The following is a 15,492-nucleotide window of genomic DNA, read 5'->3' on the forward strand; positions in this document are numbered from 1 at the left end:
TACCGGGGGCTGCGGGGGGCGGTGGTCCGGCCACCATCGGGGGCCCGATTCGGGTGCCGGGTCCACCTCGTCGGGAGGGGTGTCCCCGGGTGACTGTGGAGGGGCAGCGGGAGGGAGCTGCGAAACCTTCGGGCAGGAGTGTCGTGAGTACATCCGTCGCAACCAAGCGCAGGGGCGCCTCCGGGGCCGTTCCCCTGACCGTTCCCGGGCCGGGCGTCCGTACCGTCGGCGCGGCCCGCACCGGTGCCGGAGCCCGTTCGGCCTCGAACACCGGCTCCCGTACGGGGGCCGCCGCCGGCTCCCGGCCGCGTACCGCCGGCGCGGCCCGTGGCCGTACCGACGAGGACGTCTACGCCGAGCTGTGCACCACGCTGTTCTCCGGCTTCGCGCGGCGCGACCAGCGCCTGAAGGCCGAGCAGTACCTGCACGGGCTGCTCACCGCGCAGGGCCGCAAGTCCATCCGGAACATCGCCGCCCAGATAGGCGGGCCGGCGGCCGAGCAGAGCCTCCACCACTTCATCTCCAGCTCCACCTGGGACTGGCAGCCCATGCGGGCCTCGCTCGCCCGCTTCCTGGAGCGGAGCGGCTGCCCGCAGGCCTGGGTGGTGCGGCCCATGCCGATCCCGAAGGCGGGGGAGCACTCCGTCGGCGTGGACCGGCGCTTCGACCCGGAGCGCGGGCAGGTCTTCCACGGTCAGCAGGCCTTCGGTGTGTGGTTCGCGAGCGACGAGCTGAGCGCGCCCGTCAACTGGCGTCTCTTCCTGCCCGATCCGTGGGTCAACGACCCGACGCGCCGTGACCGCGCGGAGGTTCCGCGCGAGGCGGGCGAGGAGACGCTGGAGGAGTGCGCGGTCGCCGCGGCGCTCGACACCGCCCGGTGGAGCGACGTCACCCGCAAGCCGGTCCTCCTCGACATCCGGGGCGGTGCGGGCCGGCCCGCGCTGAGCCGGCTGGCGGCGGCCGGGGTGCCGGTGGTGGCGCGGATCGGCGCCGGGTCGCGGCTCGCCATCGCGGACCGGTCGCTGCCCGGCTTCGGCGCGGGCCCGCTGCCCGCCCAGCAGATCCTGGAGTCGCTGCGGGGGCTGCGCAGGCCGGTGAGCTGGGTGGACACGGTGGCCGGTACGCCGACCTCCCGCACCTCGCTGGCGACGGCGGTCCGTGTGGCGCTGCCGATGCCTGCCGGGGAGCGGATGCGGCCGCTGACGCTGCTGGGCGAGTGGGACGACCCGCGGCGCGGGCCGGCCCGGGTGTGGCTGAGCGATCTGACGAGTTCGCCGGTGGGGTCGCTGGTGCGGCTTACCAAGCTCGCGCGGCGCGTGGAGCGCGACTTCGCGGCGGTCGGCGAGGGGGCGGGGCTGCGGGACTTCGTGGGCCGCTCGTTCCGTGGCTGGCACCGGCACATCACCCTGGCGTCGGCGGCCCACGCGGCGAAGCTGCTGGCCCCGGAGGGCGACGCGGCGGCGTACGGGACGGCCACGGGTCCGGGCAGGGTGCCGGGGTTCGCCCCCGGACTGGCCGCGGGGTAGACCGGACGGGTACGCACCGGGGGCGCGGGCCAGGGTTCGCCCCCGGACCGGCCGCCGGGGTGGACCGGGCGGGTACGTATCCGGGCAGGGTGCCGGGGATCGCTCGCCCTCCCTCGACCCGGGTCAGTCCGGGGGGCCGGCGGAGGCCGGTGCGGCCGGCGGGTGGCCCGCGGGGCGGGTGGGGTGGGTGGCGGCGCGGCGGCGGGCGAGGACCTCGCGGGTGCGCTGGAGCCGCAGGGCGAGCTGCACCTCCAGGACCTGGCCGGGCTTCTGCCATTCGGGGCCGAGGAGTTCACCGATCCGCTCCAGGCGGCGGGAGACGGTGTTGGGGTGGACGTGCAGCGCCTCGGCCGCGTTGGTGGGGCTGCCTCCGGAGGCGAAGTACGCCTCCAGGGTGCGGGTCAGGTCGGTGAACCGCTCGGCGTCGTAGTCCAGGACGGGCCCGATCGCGTTCTCCACGAAGCCGTCCACGTCGTGGTCGTCGGAGAGCAGCATCCCGAGGAAGCCGAGGTCCTGGACGGCCGCGGCGGAGCCGGTGCCGCCGAGGGCGCTCATGGCGTCGAGGCAGCGTCCGGCCTCCGCGTACAGGGCGCCGACCCCGTCGGGGCTGTGCCCCGGCCCGGCGGCGGCGACCGAGACGGGGTGGCCGAGGAGCGGGGAGAGTTCCTCGGAGACGGCCTTCGCGGCGGCCGAGGGGTCCAGGCCGGGCAGCAGCAGCACGATGCAGCCGCCCTGCACGGTCTTCAGGCCGGAGAGCCGGTAGGCGTACGAGGAGGCCCACACCACGGCGCGGCCCTGCTCGCCGCCCTCGGGCCTGGCGACCACGAGGACGTGCGGTTTGCGCAGATCGACGCCGAGGCGGCGGGCCCGCTGGGCGATCTGCTGCGGGGCGTGCGGCGGGTCGGCGATGAGGTCGTCGAGGAGCTCGTCGCGGACGGGGCCCTCGGCGACGGCCGTGGAGCGCCGCATGAGGAGGAGGAACGCGACGGACTGGGCGGCCAGTTCCACGAGTCGCTCGTCCTCGCCGGTCAGTCCGCTGGCGGCGCGGATGACGAGGCCGCCGAGGTCCTCGGAGCCGGCGATGACCGGGGCGACCCAGGTGTCCTCGCCGGCGAGGACGGGCCGGCGGCGGGCGTGCGCGTCGAGCGAGGCCTTGGCGACGGCCTCCTCGTCCAGATCGGGTATGCCGGCCCCGCCCGTGGTGGCCAGGCACCGGCCGCCGGGGTCGCGGATCATCACGGTCGCGTCGAGGGCGTCGCCGGCGGCCTTGGCCACGTTGCACAGGTCGCCGCCCGCGAGAACGAGGTTCATGATGCGGCTGTGGGCCTCGCTGACGTGCCGCATGCGGGTGAGGCTGGTGCGGACGCGGGAGCTGTCCCGCTCCAGTTCGGAGACCTCGGCGCGGGTGCGGTCGAGGAGCCCGGCCTTCTCGACCGCGAGGGCCGCGAGGTCGGCGAGGGCGGAGAGGAGCGCGATCTCCTGCGGGGTGTGCTCCCGGACACGCCGGTCCGCCCCGTACAGGGCGCCGATCACCGCGTCGCCGCTGCGCAGCGGTACAGCCATGATGGCGCGCAGGCCCTCGGCCCGTACGGCCGCGTCGCCGGGGTCGGCGGCGTCCGCGCCGATGGCGGTGTCGGCGAGGGAGAAGCGCTCGTCGGCCGGGTAGTCGGGGGTCCAGACCGGTTCGCCCTCGCGCTGGACGACGCTGCCGAGGCAGTTGCCCTCCGCGAGCCGCAGTCCGGCGACGAGTCCGAGGCCCGGTCCGGTGTCCGGGCCGGTGCGGGAGCCCTCGGTGGTGCGGATGTAGCAGGCGCCGTGGGGGCCGCGCAGTGTCACGTAGGCCATATCGAGGCCGAGCAGGCTCCGGGCGCGGCGGGTGATCAGGCGCAGCTGGCTGTCCAGGTCGTACGAGAAGGTGAGGTCGCGGGCGGTGTCGGTGAGGGTGGTGAGCGCGGCCTCGCGCCGGGCGGCGTCGGCGCGTTCGGCGCGGATGTCCTCGGCGAGGCGCACGGCCCGTGTCAGGCGGTCGAGTTCGGCGGCGGGGGCGCCGCGGCGGCGGGCCCGTGCGACGAGACCGCCGAGGAGGTCGTCGAGCGCCGCGTCGTCGGCCGGGCGGTGCGGGGCGCGGGAGCCGGGTGGGGCGGAGGTGCCGTGCGGGCCGGGTGCGATCGGGGAGCCGGGCGGTGCGGAGGTGCCGTGCGGGGTGTGGCCCGCGAGGAGTTCGAGGACCATGAGCAGCGCGTCGTCGGCACCGCCGTCACCGTCAGCGCCGTACGCGTTCATCAGTCCAACCCCCGTAGTCCAGCGAAATCGGGCACCAGGGAGGAAACCCGTACTCCTCGCCGAAACTAATTCGGCTCGGGAAGCCGGTCAACGGTGACCTGTGGCACTTCATTCCCGCCGGCCCGCCGGAGGGGCCTGCCGGCAGCCGACGTGAGGTGCCGTCAGCGGGGTCGGGGCGCCGCACCGGAGGGCCGTCAGACGGGCGAGCCCGCGGGGACGAGCCGGTGGCGTGCGGGGCTGTACTGCGCGGGTACGTAGGGCGTCTGGGCGCTCTGCGCGAGCTGCGGGCCCTGCGGTCCGGTGGCGGTGACCAGCGCGTACGCGCTGCGGCCCGCGGTGTTCCGCAGGGCGAGGACGGAACGGTGCAGCCGGCGCAGCCGGGCCGAGGGCTCCATGCCGCCGTCCCGGTGCAGCGTCGCGCGGAGCCCCTCGTACACGGCGAGGGCCTCGTCGTGCCGGCCGCAGCGCAGCAGCGCCACCATGAGGTGGGCGTGCAGGGGCTCGTTGGTGCGGTAGCGGGCGACGAGCCCGGGGAGTTCGGAGAGGAGTTCGGCGTGCCGGCCGAGGCCGAGCTGAGCCTCCACCCACTGGTCGAGCACGCTGAGCCGGGAGGCTTCGAGGCGCTCGATCTCCAGACGCAGCCGGGGGCCCGCGGCCACACCCGCGTAGGGCTCGCCGCGCCAGAGGGCGAGGGCCTCGCCGAGGCGGAGGGCGGCGCGCGCGAGGTCGCCGGCCTCCATGGCTCGGTAACCGGCACCGGCCGCGCGCTCGAACTGCCAGACGTCGTGCAGGCCGCCGCCGGTGTCGAGCCGGTAGCCGCCGGGCTGGGAGACGAGGATGGCGTCCGCGGAGCGCCGCTCCGCCCAGCCGGGGGCGGGTTCCGCCGGGGCGAAGCCGCGCAGGGCGCGTGCGATGAGCGCGCGCAGCTCGGCTATGTACCCCTGGAGTTCGGCGCGGGCGGCACGCGGGGCGCCCGACGGCCACAGCTCCTCGGTGAGGACGGTCACCGGTACGACCTGGTCGGCGTTGGCCGTGAGCAGGGCGAGCAGCTGGCGTGGCGCCGCCGCCGTCGGAGTGATCGACACCCCGTTCTCACGGACCGACAGTCCCCCCAGGATCCGGACGTCCACCATGCCCCCTCAGTGCCTCAACGTGGGATGACCCTCGTTGATTAGAAAAGACCCCCGTAGGCATGTCAATAAGAAACCGGAAGGTATGGAATCCCCAGGTTGGATATCGGGGTGATTCACCCTCTTTGTGCCGATATAAAACCGTCGGTAAATCGTCAGTGGCGCAGACCCGACGGAGGTGAACAGCAGCTTTCGGACTTGGGAGTACGCTTTCGCAGGGTCCTTGCGGAGGCGCGCCGAGAGCCGACCCGCGAGATCGCGCCATAAACAGACGGCCGGGTACGGTTCCCCGGCCGGCGGCCCCCGCCGGGCGGCCCGTACACCCGCTAGAGCACGGCCGCCGCGGTGAGGAGTCCGAAGGCGAGGGTGATCAGCGCGGTACGCACGCGGTGGAAGGTGTTCCAGCGGCGTTCGAAGCCGGCGCGGACGGCGGCCGGGTCCCCGCCCGCGGCTTCCGAGGCCGCCAGCGCGGTGTTGAGCGGGACGTTTCCGCCGAGGGTGACGGCGTGGTTGAGGGCCGCGCAGACGAGCCCCGCGAGGACCAGCCACTTCTGGATGCCGGTCCGGCCCTCCGCCGGGACGAGGAACGCGGCGAGCGGGAAGGCGACCGCGCCGAGGAAGACGGCGAGGAACAGGGGCCTCGGAACGTACTCGTTGATCCGGCGCATCGCCGTGACGAACTCCGCGTCGGCCAGCCGGGCCAGCGCGGGCATGACGCCGGTCGCGAAGATGAGCATGAACCCGGCGTAGAGACCGGCGCATCCGACGGCGAGGGCGAGCAGCAGGGAGGACATGGCCTCATGATGCCGCCTCGGCCGCCGGACGCACCGGATACCTGTACGAACCAGGAACCGGGTCAGGCGTACGGGTCGCCCGACCTCATCTCCCCTTCGCCGGCTCCGCCTTCACCGGCCGGCTCGGGTGCACGCAGCCGCTCCGCCTGCCGCACGGCCTCGGCCAGCTCGCGCACCACGGCCGAGCCGGAACGCGCGGCGATGGCGTCGGCCCGCTCCGCGAGCGCGGCGAGGCCCGGTGCGCCCGGCAGGTCCCCGCCGCGCAGGGCGTCCGCGAAGTACGCGGCGACGGCGGTCACTTGCAGGCTGTCGTGGCCGGGGCCCCAGATGGCGGCGGTGAGGGCCCCGGTCCCCACGGTGCCGGAGCGCTCGCGCGGCTGCCGGCTTTCGGGGTCGAGCCAGCGGACGGTGGCGGTGGCGACCCGTCCGGAGGCGCCGGGCCGGGTCTTGACCGCGTAGAGGGCCGTGACGGTGTGGCCCGCGCCGATCTCACCACCGTCCACCCGGTCGTCGCGGAAGTCCTCGTCGGCGACCTCCCGGTTCTCGTAGCCGATCAGCCGGAACTTCTCCACGGTCGCCCGCTCGAAGGCGACCTGCGCCTTGGCGTCGCGGGCGCGCAGTTCGACCTGGGCGGGCAGCTGGTCGACGAAGACCTTGCGGGCCTGCTCGTCGGTGGAGACGTACGTGGTGTGGCCGTCGCCCTTGTCGGCGAGGCGCTCCATCAGGTCGTCGCCGTAGTCGCTGCCGACGCCGACGCCGAAGAGGGTGATGCCGTGCGTCCTGCGCTCCTCGTCGATCCGGGCGAGGATCCCCTCGGCTCCGGTCTCGCCGGTGTTGGCGAGGGCGTCGGAGAGCAGGACGACCCGGTTGGTGGCACCCTCCCGGTGGCCCTCGACGGCGACGTCGTAGCCGGTGCGGACACCCGCCTCGACGTTGGTCGAGGCGCCGATCTCCAGGGAGTCCACCAGGTCGCCGATGCGTTCGCGGGCCTCTCCGACGCGCGTCATGGGCAGCCGGGTCTCGGCCTCGGCGCTGAAGGTGACCAACGCGACCGCGTCGTCGTCGCGGAGTTCACCGACGAGCAGCCGCAGGGACCGCTTGACGAGGTCGAGGCGGCCCGGCTCGCGCATCGATCCGGAGACGTCGACGACGAAGGTCAGGGCGGCGGGCGGGCGCGGACCCCGCCGGTCCGCGCCGCGCGTGGCGAGCCCGACCCGGACCAGGGACCAGCCGTCGGCATCGCCGCGAGCCCCGTCGAGGGTGACGCTGAAGCCGTCGTCGGCCGGGCGCGGGTAGTCGGGGCGGAAGCTGTTGACGAACTCCTCGGGGCGCACGGTCGCCGGGGCGGGCAGCCGCCCCTCGGCGAGGGTGCGGCGGGCGTAGCCGTACGAGGCGGTGTCGACGTCCAGGGCGAAGGTGGACAGGTAGTCGGGCGCGTGGCTCGGCGCGCGCTGCTCGCCCTCCGGGTGCGGGGAGGCGCCGTCGGGGGCGGCCGGGCCCTTGCCGCCGTCGGGCACCAGCGGGGCGCGGTGGCCGTCGCTCGTCGTGGGCGCCGTGCCGTCCCCGGCGCAGCCGGACAGGGCCAGGCCGGTCGCGAGCAGCGCCGCGAGCAGGGCGGCGGCGCGCCGGGTACGGCGGGGGCGGCGGGAGGCCGGCGGGGGACTTCCCCGCTCCGCGGTTGCCGCCGCCGTCCCCGCCATCTGCGCCAACTCCGCCGTCCCCGCCGTACCCGCCGTCCCCGTGGTCCCCGCCGTCTCCGTCGTTCGTTCGGTTCGGTCCATCCGGTCTCCCCCTGACTTGTGTGGGCTCGTGTGACTGTGACGAACGGGGGGCCGGGGCGGAGCCGTCGACGGGGTTGCGGATGGATCTCGATGTGGCAACGGCGAGGGGGACAGGCCGGGGTGGCATGGATTCGCCATAGTTTTCAACAGGGGTTGTCACCGTGTGCAGTCACATGCGTACATGGAGTGGACATCGATCGGTCGGGGGTGGTCAGCGGTGGCAGAGAGTGCGGGCTCCGTGATGCTCGCCCGGTCGGCGATGAACCGGGCCGCGACCGAGGGACAGCGGCCCGCGGGGCGTCCGGTCCGGGGCGCGCGGCGGATCAGTGCCGTGCTCGCCGGGCTGGCCGCCTCCACCCGGCACGAGCTGCTGACCTTCGACGACCCGGTGGCCTCCGCGGACTGTGCCATCCCCGAGCCGTTCCTGGAGCTGGCGGGAGCGTGCATGCGGGCGGCGGCGGAGCGGGCCGGCGAGGTGCGGCGGATCGTTCCCCGGCACGCGCTGCCCCGACTGGCGGACGGGCCGCCGGTCCCGGGCCGGGCGCGGCTGGCCGAGGCGATCCCGTTCAAGATGATCCTGGTCGACCGGACGGTGGCGGCGGTCCCGCTCGATCTGGAGCTGCTGTACAACGGGCTGTTGCTCATCCGGGACCCGGTGGTGGTGCAGGCGCTGGTCCGCGTGCACCACCTCAGTTGGGCGGCGGCCGAGGACCCGGCGTACGTACGGCCGCGTCCGTCCCCGTCACGGGAGCCGCCCCCACAGCTGCGGCCGGTCCTGGAAGCGCTCGTCTCCGGTGTGACGGACGAGACGGCGGCGGCCCGGCTCGGTATGTCGGCGCGCACCTACAGCCGCAGGGTGGGCGAGTTGATGGCGGCTCTGGGGACGACGAGCCGCTTCCGCGCGGGTGCGGAAGCGGCTCGGAGAGGCTGGCTGTGAGCGCGGGGGCGGTGGGCACCGTGACCCCGCCCGGCGCGGGGGCGGTTGCCGTGCCGGGGAGGGCGGGCGGCGGGTCCCGTCCGGGGCCGGCCCGGGGTCGCCGGGGTGCCGTCAGGACACGATGTCCTTGCGGGCGAAGCCGCGGAAGGCGAGGGCGAAGAGGATCAGGGCGAAGGTCACGGAGATCGCGGCTCCCTTGACCATGCCGCCCCACTCCAGTTGCGGCTGGAGGGCGTCGATCCAGGCGAACTGCCAGTGCGCGGGCAGGAAGTCGCGCCAGTCACCGAGGGCGGTGACGGCGTCGAGGACGTTGCCGACGATGGTGAGCCCGACAGCTCCGCCGACCGCGCCGAGCGGGGCGTCGGTGCGGGTGGAGAGCCAGAACGCGAGCCCGGCCGTGACCAGTTGGGAGACGAAGACGAAGGCCACCGCGAGGGCGAGCCGCAGCAGGGCGTCGGTGGCGGGCAGGGAGCCGCCGGTCGGCAGCCGGAGCGGGCCCCAGCCGTAGGCGACCGTGCCGGCGGCGAGGGCGACGAGCGGCAGGAGGAGCATCGCGGCCGCGCTGTAGAGGAGGGCGACGGCCAGTTTGGAGGCGAGCAGCCGGGACCGGGGGACGGGTGCGGCCAGGAGGTAGCGCAGCGAGGACCAGCCGGCCTCGGAGGCGACCGTGTCCCCGCAGAAGAGGGCGACCGGGATGACGAGGAGGAAGCCGGCCGAGACGAAGAGGCAGGTCGCGGCGAAGTTGGCGCCCGAGGCGGTCGCCGTGTCCATCAGCGTGATGCGGTTGTCCGGTCCCTCGCCGTCCGGGCGGCCGATGGCGAAGGCGACGATGAGGACGAAGGGGAGGGCGGCGAGCACCCCGCCCATGACGAGGGTGCGGCGGCGCTTCCACTGGCGCAGGGCCTCGACGCGCAGAGGCAGGGTGCGGCCGGCCCGGTAGCCGGGCGCGGCCTCCACGGGGCCGGGGCCGGTACCGGTGGCGTGGGGACCGGCGGGGTGACCCGGTGCCGCCGGGTCGGTGAGCGGGCCGGGGGCGCTGCTCATGCGGCTCCTCCTTCGATCAGGGTGAGGAAGGCGTCTTCGAGGCGCCGGTGGGGTCCGACACCGGTCACCGGCACGTCCAGGCGGACGAGTTCACCGATGAGCGCGGTCGCGTCGGTGCCGTCGAGGCGGACGAGGAGTCCGCCGTCGGCGCGGGTGGCCGAGCCGACGCCGGGCAGGGCGGCGACCTTCTCGACCAGGGCGTCGGGGACGTCGCCGCCGAGGGTGACCAGCAGGGTGGAGCCGGAGCCGGTGATCTCGGCGACGGGCCCGGCCTGGACGAGCCGGCCGCGGTCCATGACGACGAGATGGGTGCAGGTCTGCTCCACCTCCGCGAGGAGGTGGCTGGAGACGATGACCGTGCGCCCGCCGGCCGCGTAGCGGATCATCACCTCCCGCATCTCGCGGATCTGCGGCGGGTCGAGTCCGTTGGTCGGCTCGTCCAGGATGAGCAGGTCCGGCAGGCCGAGCATGGCCTGGGCGATGGCGAGGCGCTGGCGCATGCCCTGCGAGTAGGTGCGCACGGCCCGTTCGAGCGCGCCGCCCAGGTTGGCGATGCGCAGGGCCTCGTCCACCTGGGCGTCCTCGGCGGGACGGCCGGTGGCCTTCCAGTACAGCTCCAGGTTCTCCCGCCCCGACAGGTGGGGCAGGAAGCCGGCGCCCTCGACGAAGGCGCCGACCCGGGAGAGGACGGGGGCGCCGGGCCGGACGGCCTGGCCGAAGATCCTGATCTCGCCCTCGTCGGGGGTGATCAGCCCCATGAGCATGCGCAGGGTGGTGGTCTTCCCCGCGCCGTTCGGTCCGAGGAGCCCGAGGACCTGGCCCTGTTCGACGCCGAAGGAGAGCCCGCGGACGCTGTACCGGTCGCCGCCCGCGTACTTCTTCGACAGGCCGGTGATCCGCAGCGGCACGGCCGCGAGGTCCGGGTCGGGGGCGGGGGCGGCGGTCCTGCGGCGGGCGGTGAGCAGCAGCGCCGCGGCGACGGCCAGGCCGAGGAGCGGCAGGCCCCACACCCACCAGGGCAGCGCGGCCGCCTGGGTGTCGACACCGGGTGCGGTCGGGACGGCGAGGGGGCTCTCGACGGCGACGGTGTACGTGGCGGGCACGACCGGCGAGGCGTAACCGAGGTCGGTGGCGGCCAGGACCAGCCGCAGCCGGTGGCCGGCCTCCACCTCGTGGTCGATCGCCGGGAGGCTCAGGGTGAGGCTCCGGCCGCGGGCGGCGTCCTCGACCCGGACGGGGGTGACGAGCTGGGCCGGGAGGATCTGCTGCCGCCCGTCGGGTCCGACGTCGTACACCTTGGCGAAGAGGACGGCGGAGCCGTCGGGGGCGGTGGAGGTGACCTTGACGCGGACGGTCGGCGCGCCGGTGACGCGGAGCGGTTCGCGTTGCGGGGCGGCGTCGAAGCGGGCGTGCTGGCCGGGGAAGTCGAGGGCGACGCCGACGCCGAGGGAGGAGAGGCCCGAGAGCCCGCCGCCGAGGCCGGGGACGGCGGAGACGGCCGGCGGGGCGGCGCCCGCCGGGTTGGCGAAGGGCCGGGGCGGCCCGGTGAGCGGGACGGCGCGGACCCCGGCGGCGAGGCCCGGGTAGCGGTCGGCGGTGGCCGCGCGCAGGGTGGCCTGCCCGTCGGTGGAGTCGACGCCGCCGGCGCGGCTGACCCGGAAGGCGGGGCCGGTGTCGACGGAGGTGTCGCGCTTCAGCCAGCGGTCGAACCAGGTGGTGACGCGCCGTTCGACACGGTCGGTCTCGCGGTCTCCGCCGTCGTGGCCGCCCGCGATCCAGTCGACGGCGACGGGGGCGCCGTTGGCGGTGAGGGTGCGGGCCATGGCGTCGGCCTGGTCCAGGGTGAAGAGGGAGTCGCTCTGTCCCTGGACGATGAGCGCGGGCGCCTTGATGCGGGAGCCGACGGCGGACGGGCTGCGGGCTTCCAGGAGGGCGCGGGCGGCGGCGTCCGGGGTGCCGGAGACGGCGACGCGCCGCTGGAGGGCGCACAGTTCGGCGGTGAACCGGCCGCAGGCGTCGGCCCGCCCGGCGGCGGCGCCCGGGGTGCCGGCGGCCGTACGGGCCGCGGCGCCGCCCGGGGCGGCTCCCGGATCCGCCTGCCCGGCGGGCGGGGTGGCCGGGTCGGCCGGGCGCGCGGGGACGGAAGGCCCCGCGGGGGTGGCGCCCGCCGAGAAGAGGATCCCGGCCCAGAGCTTCTTGTGGACGCCGTTCGGCAGGAGGGCGTCGGCCAGGTTCCAGTAGGTGATCTGCGGCGCGATGGCGTCGACGCGCGGGTCGTGGCCGGCGGCGAGCAGGGAGATCGCGCCGCCGTAGGAGGCGCCGGTGACGCCGACGCGCGGGTCACCGGGGGCGTCGAGGAGGACCTCGGGCCGGGCGGCGAGCCAGTCGATCAGTTTCCGGACGTCCCGGACCTCGTGGTCGGGGTCGTTGAGTCCGATCCGGCCGGTGGAGGCGCCGAACCCGCGGGCGGACCAGGTGAGCACGGCGTACCCGTCGCGGGCGAGCCGTTCGGCCTGGGCCCGGACGTCGTCCTTGGACCCGCCGAAGCCGTGGCCGAGGAGCACGGCGGGGCGCCGGCCGGTGCCTCCCCCGGTGAAGTACGAGGTGTCGATGCGCACCCCGTCCATGTCGAGCGCCCGGTCCGCGCGGTGCACGGGCGGCGCTTCGTCCGTGGCCACGGCGGTCCAGGTGCCGGCGCCGGCGAGGACGGCGAGGACGGCGGTCACGGCGGCCCACCGGGAGGGGCCCCACCGGGGAAGTCGGAGTCGCATGGAACGAGCCTAGGCGTCGCCCGGGGACGGCGCGGCTGTCCGGGGGCGGAGTTCCCCGGCCTCCTTGAGGTGGACGGGGGCGCACCCGCGTACCGCGGTCGCGGTACGCGGGTGCGCCCGGCGCCCGGGAGGCGGCCCGGTGCGTCGCCCTCTCCGGGTGACGGCGCCGAGGGACGGAACGGACGGCGCCGCCCCGAGGACCGGCCCGTCCCCCGCCCGTACACGGGACTCCTCGGAAACCCGCCCGGCTCCCACCCCCGCGCGGGACTCCTCGAAACCGGCCTCTCCCGTGCCCCTTCGGAAAGCGCCCGCCGCCGGTGCTCCCCCGACGAGCGGCACCTCGCGGTGGTTCGGAGAGCGGGGGGCGGACGTTCGGTGAGGAGGTGGAGGACGACCGGACCGCACCCTTGTGTTGCACATGACAACGCGTCACTCTGTGGGACACCTCCGGCCGACGAAAGGTTCAGGTGCCCCCCACATGAATCGGATCCCCCGCCGCCTCGCCGCCCTCGTCCCCGCCCTGGCGCTCGCCGCGGGCCTCCAGCTCGCCGTCTCCCCCACCGCCCGCAGCGCCCCCGCCCTCGGTGACCTGCGGCTCGCCCCCGCCGCCACCGCCGTCGAGAACAGCTGGATCGTCGTCCTGAAGGACGGTTCCACCCGCGCCGCCGACCTCGGTGTCTCCCCGAGGCACGAGTACCGCGCCGCGCTCAAGGGCTTCTCCGCCACCCTGTCGAAGGCCAGGGCCGCCGAGCTCGCCGCCGACCCCCGGGTCGCGTACGTGGAGCAGAACACGACCGTGCGGATCACCGACACCCAGAACGGCGCCACCTGGGGCCTGGACCGGATCGACCAGCGCGACCTGCCGCTGTCGACCACGTACACGTACGACACCACGGCGTCCAATGTCACGGCGTACGTCATCGACACCGGCATCCGCACCTCGCACAGCGAGTTCGGCGGCCGGGCCACGGTCGGCACCGACACGGTCGGCGACGGGCAGAACGGCCAGGACTGCCAGGGCCACGGCACCCACGTCGCGGGCACGGTCGGCGGCGCGAAGTACGGCGTGGCCAAGGGCGCGAAGCTGGTGGCGGTACGGGTCCTCAACTGCAGCGGCTCCGGCACCACGGCCGGCGTCATCGCGGGCGTCGACTGGGTCACCGCCCACGCGGTCAAGCCCGCCGTCGCCAACATGAGCCTCGGCGGCGGGGCCAACGCCTCCCTCGACGACGCCGTGAAGCGGTCCATCGCCTCCGGTGTCACCTACGCGGTGGCCGCGGGCAACGGCAACATCCTCGGCTGGCCCGCGAACGCCTGCAACTACTCCCCCGCCCGCGTCCCCGAGGCGATCACCGTCGGCGCCACGGACTCCGCCGACAAGCGGGCCTCCTTCTCCAACTACGGCACCTGCGTGGACCTCTTCGCGCCGGGTGTCTCGGTCACCTCCGCGTGGAAGGACAACGACACCGCCACCAGCACCATCTCCGGGACCTCCATGGCCGCCCCGCACACGGCGGGCGTCGCGGCCCTCTACCTGGCGGCCCACCCCACGGCCACCCCGGCCCAGGTGAGCTCCGCCCTCGCGGCCAACGCGACGGCCGGCAAGGTCCAGGACCCGCGGACCGGCTCCCCGAACCGGCTGTTGTACTCCCGCTGGTAACCGCCCGCGGCGAGGGCCCCCGGGGCGCACGCCCCGGGGGCCCCTCGTGTGCCCGGATGTCAGTGGTTGCGCGGGAAGCCCAGGTCCACGCCCGCCGGGGCCTCGGACGGGTCCGGCCAGCGGGTGGTGATCACCTTGCCGCGCGTGTAGAAGTGCACGCCGTCGTTGCCGTAGATGTGGTGGTCGCCGAAGAGGGAGTCCTTCCAGCCACCGAAGGAGTGGTAGCCGACCGGCACCGGGATCGGCACGTTCACGCCGACCATGCCGGCCTGGACCTCCAGCTGGAAGCGGCGCGCGGCGCCGCCGTCGCGGGTGAAGATCGCGGTGCCGTTGCCGAACGGCGAGGCGTTGATGAGCGCGACGCCCTCCTCGTACGTCTCGGCGCGCAGTACGCACAGGACCGGGCCGAAGATCTCGTCCCGGTAGGCAGCGGCCGTGGTCGGCACGTGGTCCAGGAGGGAGAGGCCGATCCAGTGGCCGTCCTCGTACCCCTCGACGGTGTGACCGGTGCCGTCCAGGACGACCTGGCAGCCCTCGTCCGCCGCGCCGTGGACGTACGAGGCGACCTTGTCGCGGTGGGCGGCCGTGATGAGCGGGCCCATCTCCGAGGCGGGGTCAGCGCCGGGGCCGATCTTGATCTTCTCGGCACGCTCGCGGATCTTCTCCACCAGCTCGTCCCCGATGGAGCCGACGGCCACGACGGCGGAGATGGCCATGCAGCGCTCGCCGGCCGAGCCGTACGCCGCCGAGACGGCCGCGTCCGCCGCCGCGTCCAGGTCGGCGTCCGGCAGGACCAGCATGTGGTTCTTGGCGCCGCCGAGGGCCTGGACGCGCTTGCCGTTCGCGGAGGCGGTGGCGTGGATGTGCCGGGCGATGGGCGTCGAGCCGACGAAGGAGACCGCGGCGACGTCCGGGTGCTCCAGGAGCCGGTCGACGGCCACCTTGTCGCCGTGGAGCACGTTGAAGACGCCGTCCGGCAGACCCGCCTCGGCGAGCAGCTCCGCGATCTTCAGGGAGGGCGACGGGTCCTTCTCGCTCGGCTTGAGGACGAAGGTGTTGCCGGTCGCGATGGCGATCGGGAACATCCACATCGGCACCATGGCCGGGAAGTTGAAGGGCGTGATGCCGGCGACGACGCCGACCGGCTGGCGGATGGCGGCCACGTCGACCCGGTTCGAGACCTGGGTGGACAGCTCGCCCTTGAGCTGGGTGGTGATGCCGCAGGCCAGGTCGACGATCTCCAGGCCGCGCGCCACTTCGCCCAGGGCATCGGAGTGGACCTTGCCGTGCTCGGCGACGATCAGCTCGGCGAGGGCGTCGCGGTTGGCGTCGAGCAGCGCGCGGAACGCGAAGAGGATGGTGGTGCGCTGGGCGAGGGACGAGGTGCCCCAGGTCGCGAAGGCGTCCTTGGCGGCGGCGACGGCGGCGTCGACCTCCTCGGCGGAGGCGAGCGCGACGCGGGTGGTGACGGCGCCGGTGGCCGGGTCGGTGACGGGTCCCCAGTTGCCCGACGTGCCCTCGACGGTCTTGCCACCGATCCAGTGGTGGACGGTCTTCGTCATTGCG

10 protein-coding genes are annotated in these 15,492 nt (G+C 75.0%); 3 read left to right on the forward strand and 7 right to left on the reverse strand.

The features are described 5' to 3' along the window. Nucleotides 1–143: 143 nt before the first annotated feature. On the forward strand, nucleotides 144–1,526 hold the full coding sequence (locus ACFY60_RS08190; protein WP_388608853.1) for an IS701 family transposase: 1,383 nt from the start codon (nucleotides 144–146) through the stop codon (nucleotides 1,524–1,526). Nucleotides 1,527–1,649: 123 nt separating this feature from the next. On the opposite strand, the gene ACFY60_RS08195 is transcribed toward ACFY60_RS08190, so the two are convergent. From ACFY60_RS08195 to ACFY60_RS08210, 4 genes are all read right to left on the reverse strand, one after another. Next, complete coding sequence (locus ACFY60_RS08195; RefSeq protein WP_388608855.1) at nucleotides 1,650–3,809, reverse strand: helix-turn-helix domain-containing protein; 2,160 nt, start codon at nucleotides 3,807–3,809, stop codon at nucleotides 1,650–1,652. Nucleotides 3,810–4,003: 194 nt separating this feature from the next. Continuing rightward, nucleotides 4,004–4,939: a BTAD domain-containing putative transcriptional regulator gene (locus ACFY60_RS08200; RefSeq protein WP_388609219.1), complete on the reverse strand. Its 936-nt coding sequence runs from the start codon at nucleotides 4,937–4,939 to the stop codon at nucleotides 4,004–4,006. A gap of 326 nt (nucleotides 4,940–5,265) precedes the next feature. Then, nucleotides 5,266–5,733 carry a DUF1772 domain-containing protein gene (locus ACFY60_RS08205; RefSeq protein WP_388608857.1) on the reverse strand — a complete coding sequence of 156 codons (468 nt, stop codon included), beginning with the start codon at nucleotides 5,731–5,733 and terminating at the stop codon, nucleotides 5,266–5,268. Between the two features lie 62 nt (nucleotides 5,734–5,795). Continuing rightward, complete coding sequence (locus tag ACFY60_RS08210) at nucleotides 5,796–7,514, reverse strand: von Willebrand factor type A domain-containing protein (RefSeq protein ID WP_388608860.1); 1,719 nt, start codon at nucleotides 7,512–7,514, stop codon at nucleotides 5,796–5,798. A gap of 217 nt (nucleotides 7,515–7,731) precedes the next feature. Here ACFY60_RS08210 and ACFY60_RS08215 point away from each other — a divergent pair, with 217 nt between their 5' ends. Continuing rightward, nucleotides 7,732–8,451: a DNA-binding response regulator gene (locus ACFY60_RS08215; protein ID WP_388608862.1), complete on the forward strand. Its 720-nt coding sequence runs from the start codon at nucleotides 7,732–7,734 to the stop codon at nucleotides 8,449–8,451. A 111-nt stretch (nucleotides 8,452–8,562) separates the two neighbouring features. Here the strand turns inward: ACFY60_RS08215 and ACFY60_RS08220 are convergent, their stop codons facing one another. Further along, nucleotides 8,563–9,495, reverse strand: a complete 933-nt coding sequence (locus ACFY60_RS08220) for an ABC transporter permease (protein ID WP_388608864.1) — start codon at nucleotides 9,493–9,495, stop codon at nucleotides 8,563–8,565. Further along, on the reverse strand, nucleotides 9,492–12,266 hold the full coding sequence (locus ACFY60_RS08225) for an alpha/beta fold hydrolase (RefSeq protein ID WP_388608866.1): 2,775 nt from the start codon (nucleotides 12,264–12,266) through the stop codon (nucleotides 9,492–9,494). Before ACFY60_RS08225 ends, ACFY60_RS08220 begins: the two co-directional genes overlap by 4 nt. 478 nt (nucleotides 12,267–12,744) lie before the next feature. On the opposite strand from ACFY60_RS08225, the gene ACFY60_RS08230 reads away from it, so the two are divergent. Next, a complete protein-coding gene (locus ACFY60_RS08230) occupies nucleotides 12,745–13,926 on the forward strand; it encodes a S8 family peptidase (protein WP_388608868.1) in 1,182 nt (393 codons plus the stop codon). Between the two features lie 59 nt (nucleotides 13,927–13,985). On the opposite strand, the gene mmsA is transcribed toward ACFY60_RS08230, so the two are convergent. Then, the gene (gene mmsA, locus ACFY60_RS08235) at nucleotides 13,986–15,488 is read right to left on the reverse strand and encodes a CoA-acylating methylmalonate-semialdehyde dehydrogenase (protein ID WP_388608870.1); all 1,503 of its coding nucleotides are present in this window, start codon (nucleotides 15,486–15,488) and stop codon (nucleotides 13,986–13,988) included. Nucleotides 15,489–15,492 lie beyond the last annotated feature (4 nt).

The sequence above is a fragment of the Streptomyces sp. NPDC012827 genome, assembly GCF_042900905.1.
Lineage (GTDB): Bacteria > Actinomycetota > Actinomycetes > Streptomycetales > Streptomycetaceae > Streptomyces > Streptomyces gulbargensis.

Excerpts from the sequence above, each read along its gene's own strand:
- ACFY60_RS08210 (WP_388608860.1), bottom strand. The coding sequence starts at position 7,514 with ATGGACCGAACCGAACGAACGACGGAGACGGCGGGGACCACGGGGACG.
- ACFY60_RS08230 (WP_388608868.1), top strand. The coding sequence starts at position 12,745 with ATGAATCGGATCCCCCGCCGCCTCGCCGCCCTCGTCCCCGCCCTGGCG.
- ACFY60_RS08225 (WP_388608866.1), bottom strand. The coding sequence starts at position 12,266 with ATGCGACTCCGACTTCCCCGGTGGGGCCCCTCCCGGTGGGCCGCCGTG.
- ACFY60_RS08195 (WP_388608855.1), bottom strand. The coding sequence starts at position 3,809 with ATGAACGCGTACGGCGCTGACGGTGACGGCGGTGCCGACGACGCGCTG.
- ACFY60_RS08205 (WP_388608857.1), bottom strand. The coding sequence starts at position 5,733 with ATGTCCTCCCTGCTGCTCGCCCTCGCCGTCGGATGCGCCGGTCTCTAC.
- ACFY60_RS08220 (WP_388608864.1), bottom strand. The coding sequence starts at position 9,495 with ATGAGCAGCGCCCCCGGCCCGCTCACCGACCCGGCGGCACCGGGTCAC.
- mmsA (WP_388608870.1), bottom strand. The coding sequence starts at position 15,488 with ATGACGAAGACCGTCCACCACTGGATCGGTGGCAAGACCGTCGAGGGC.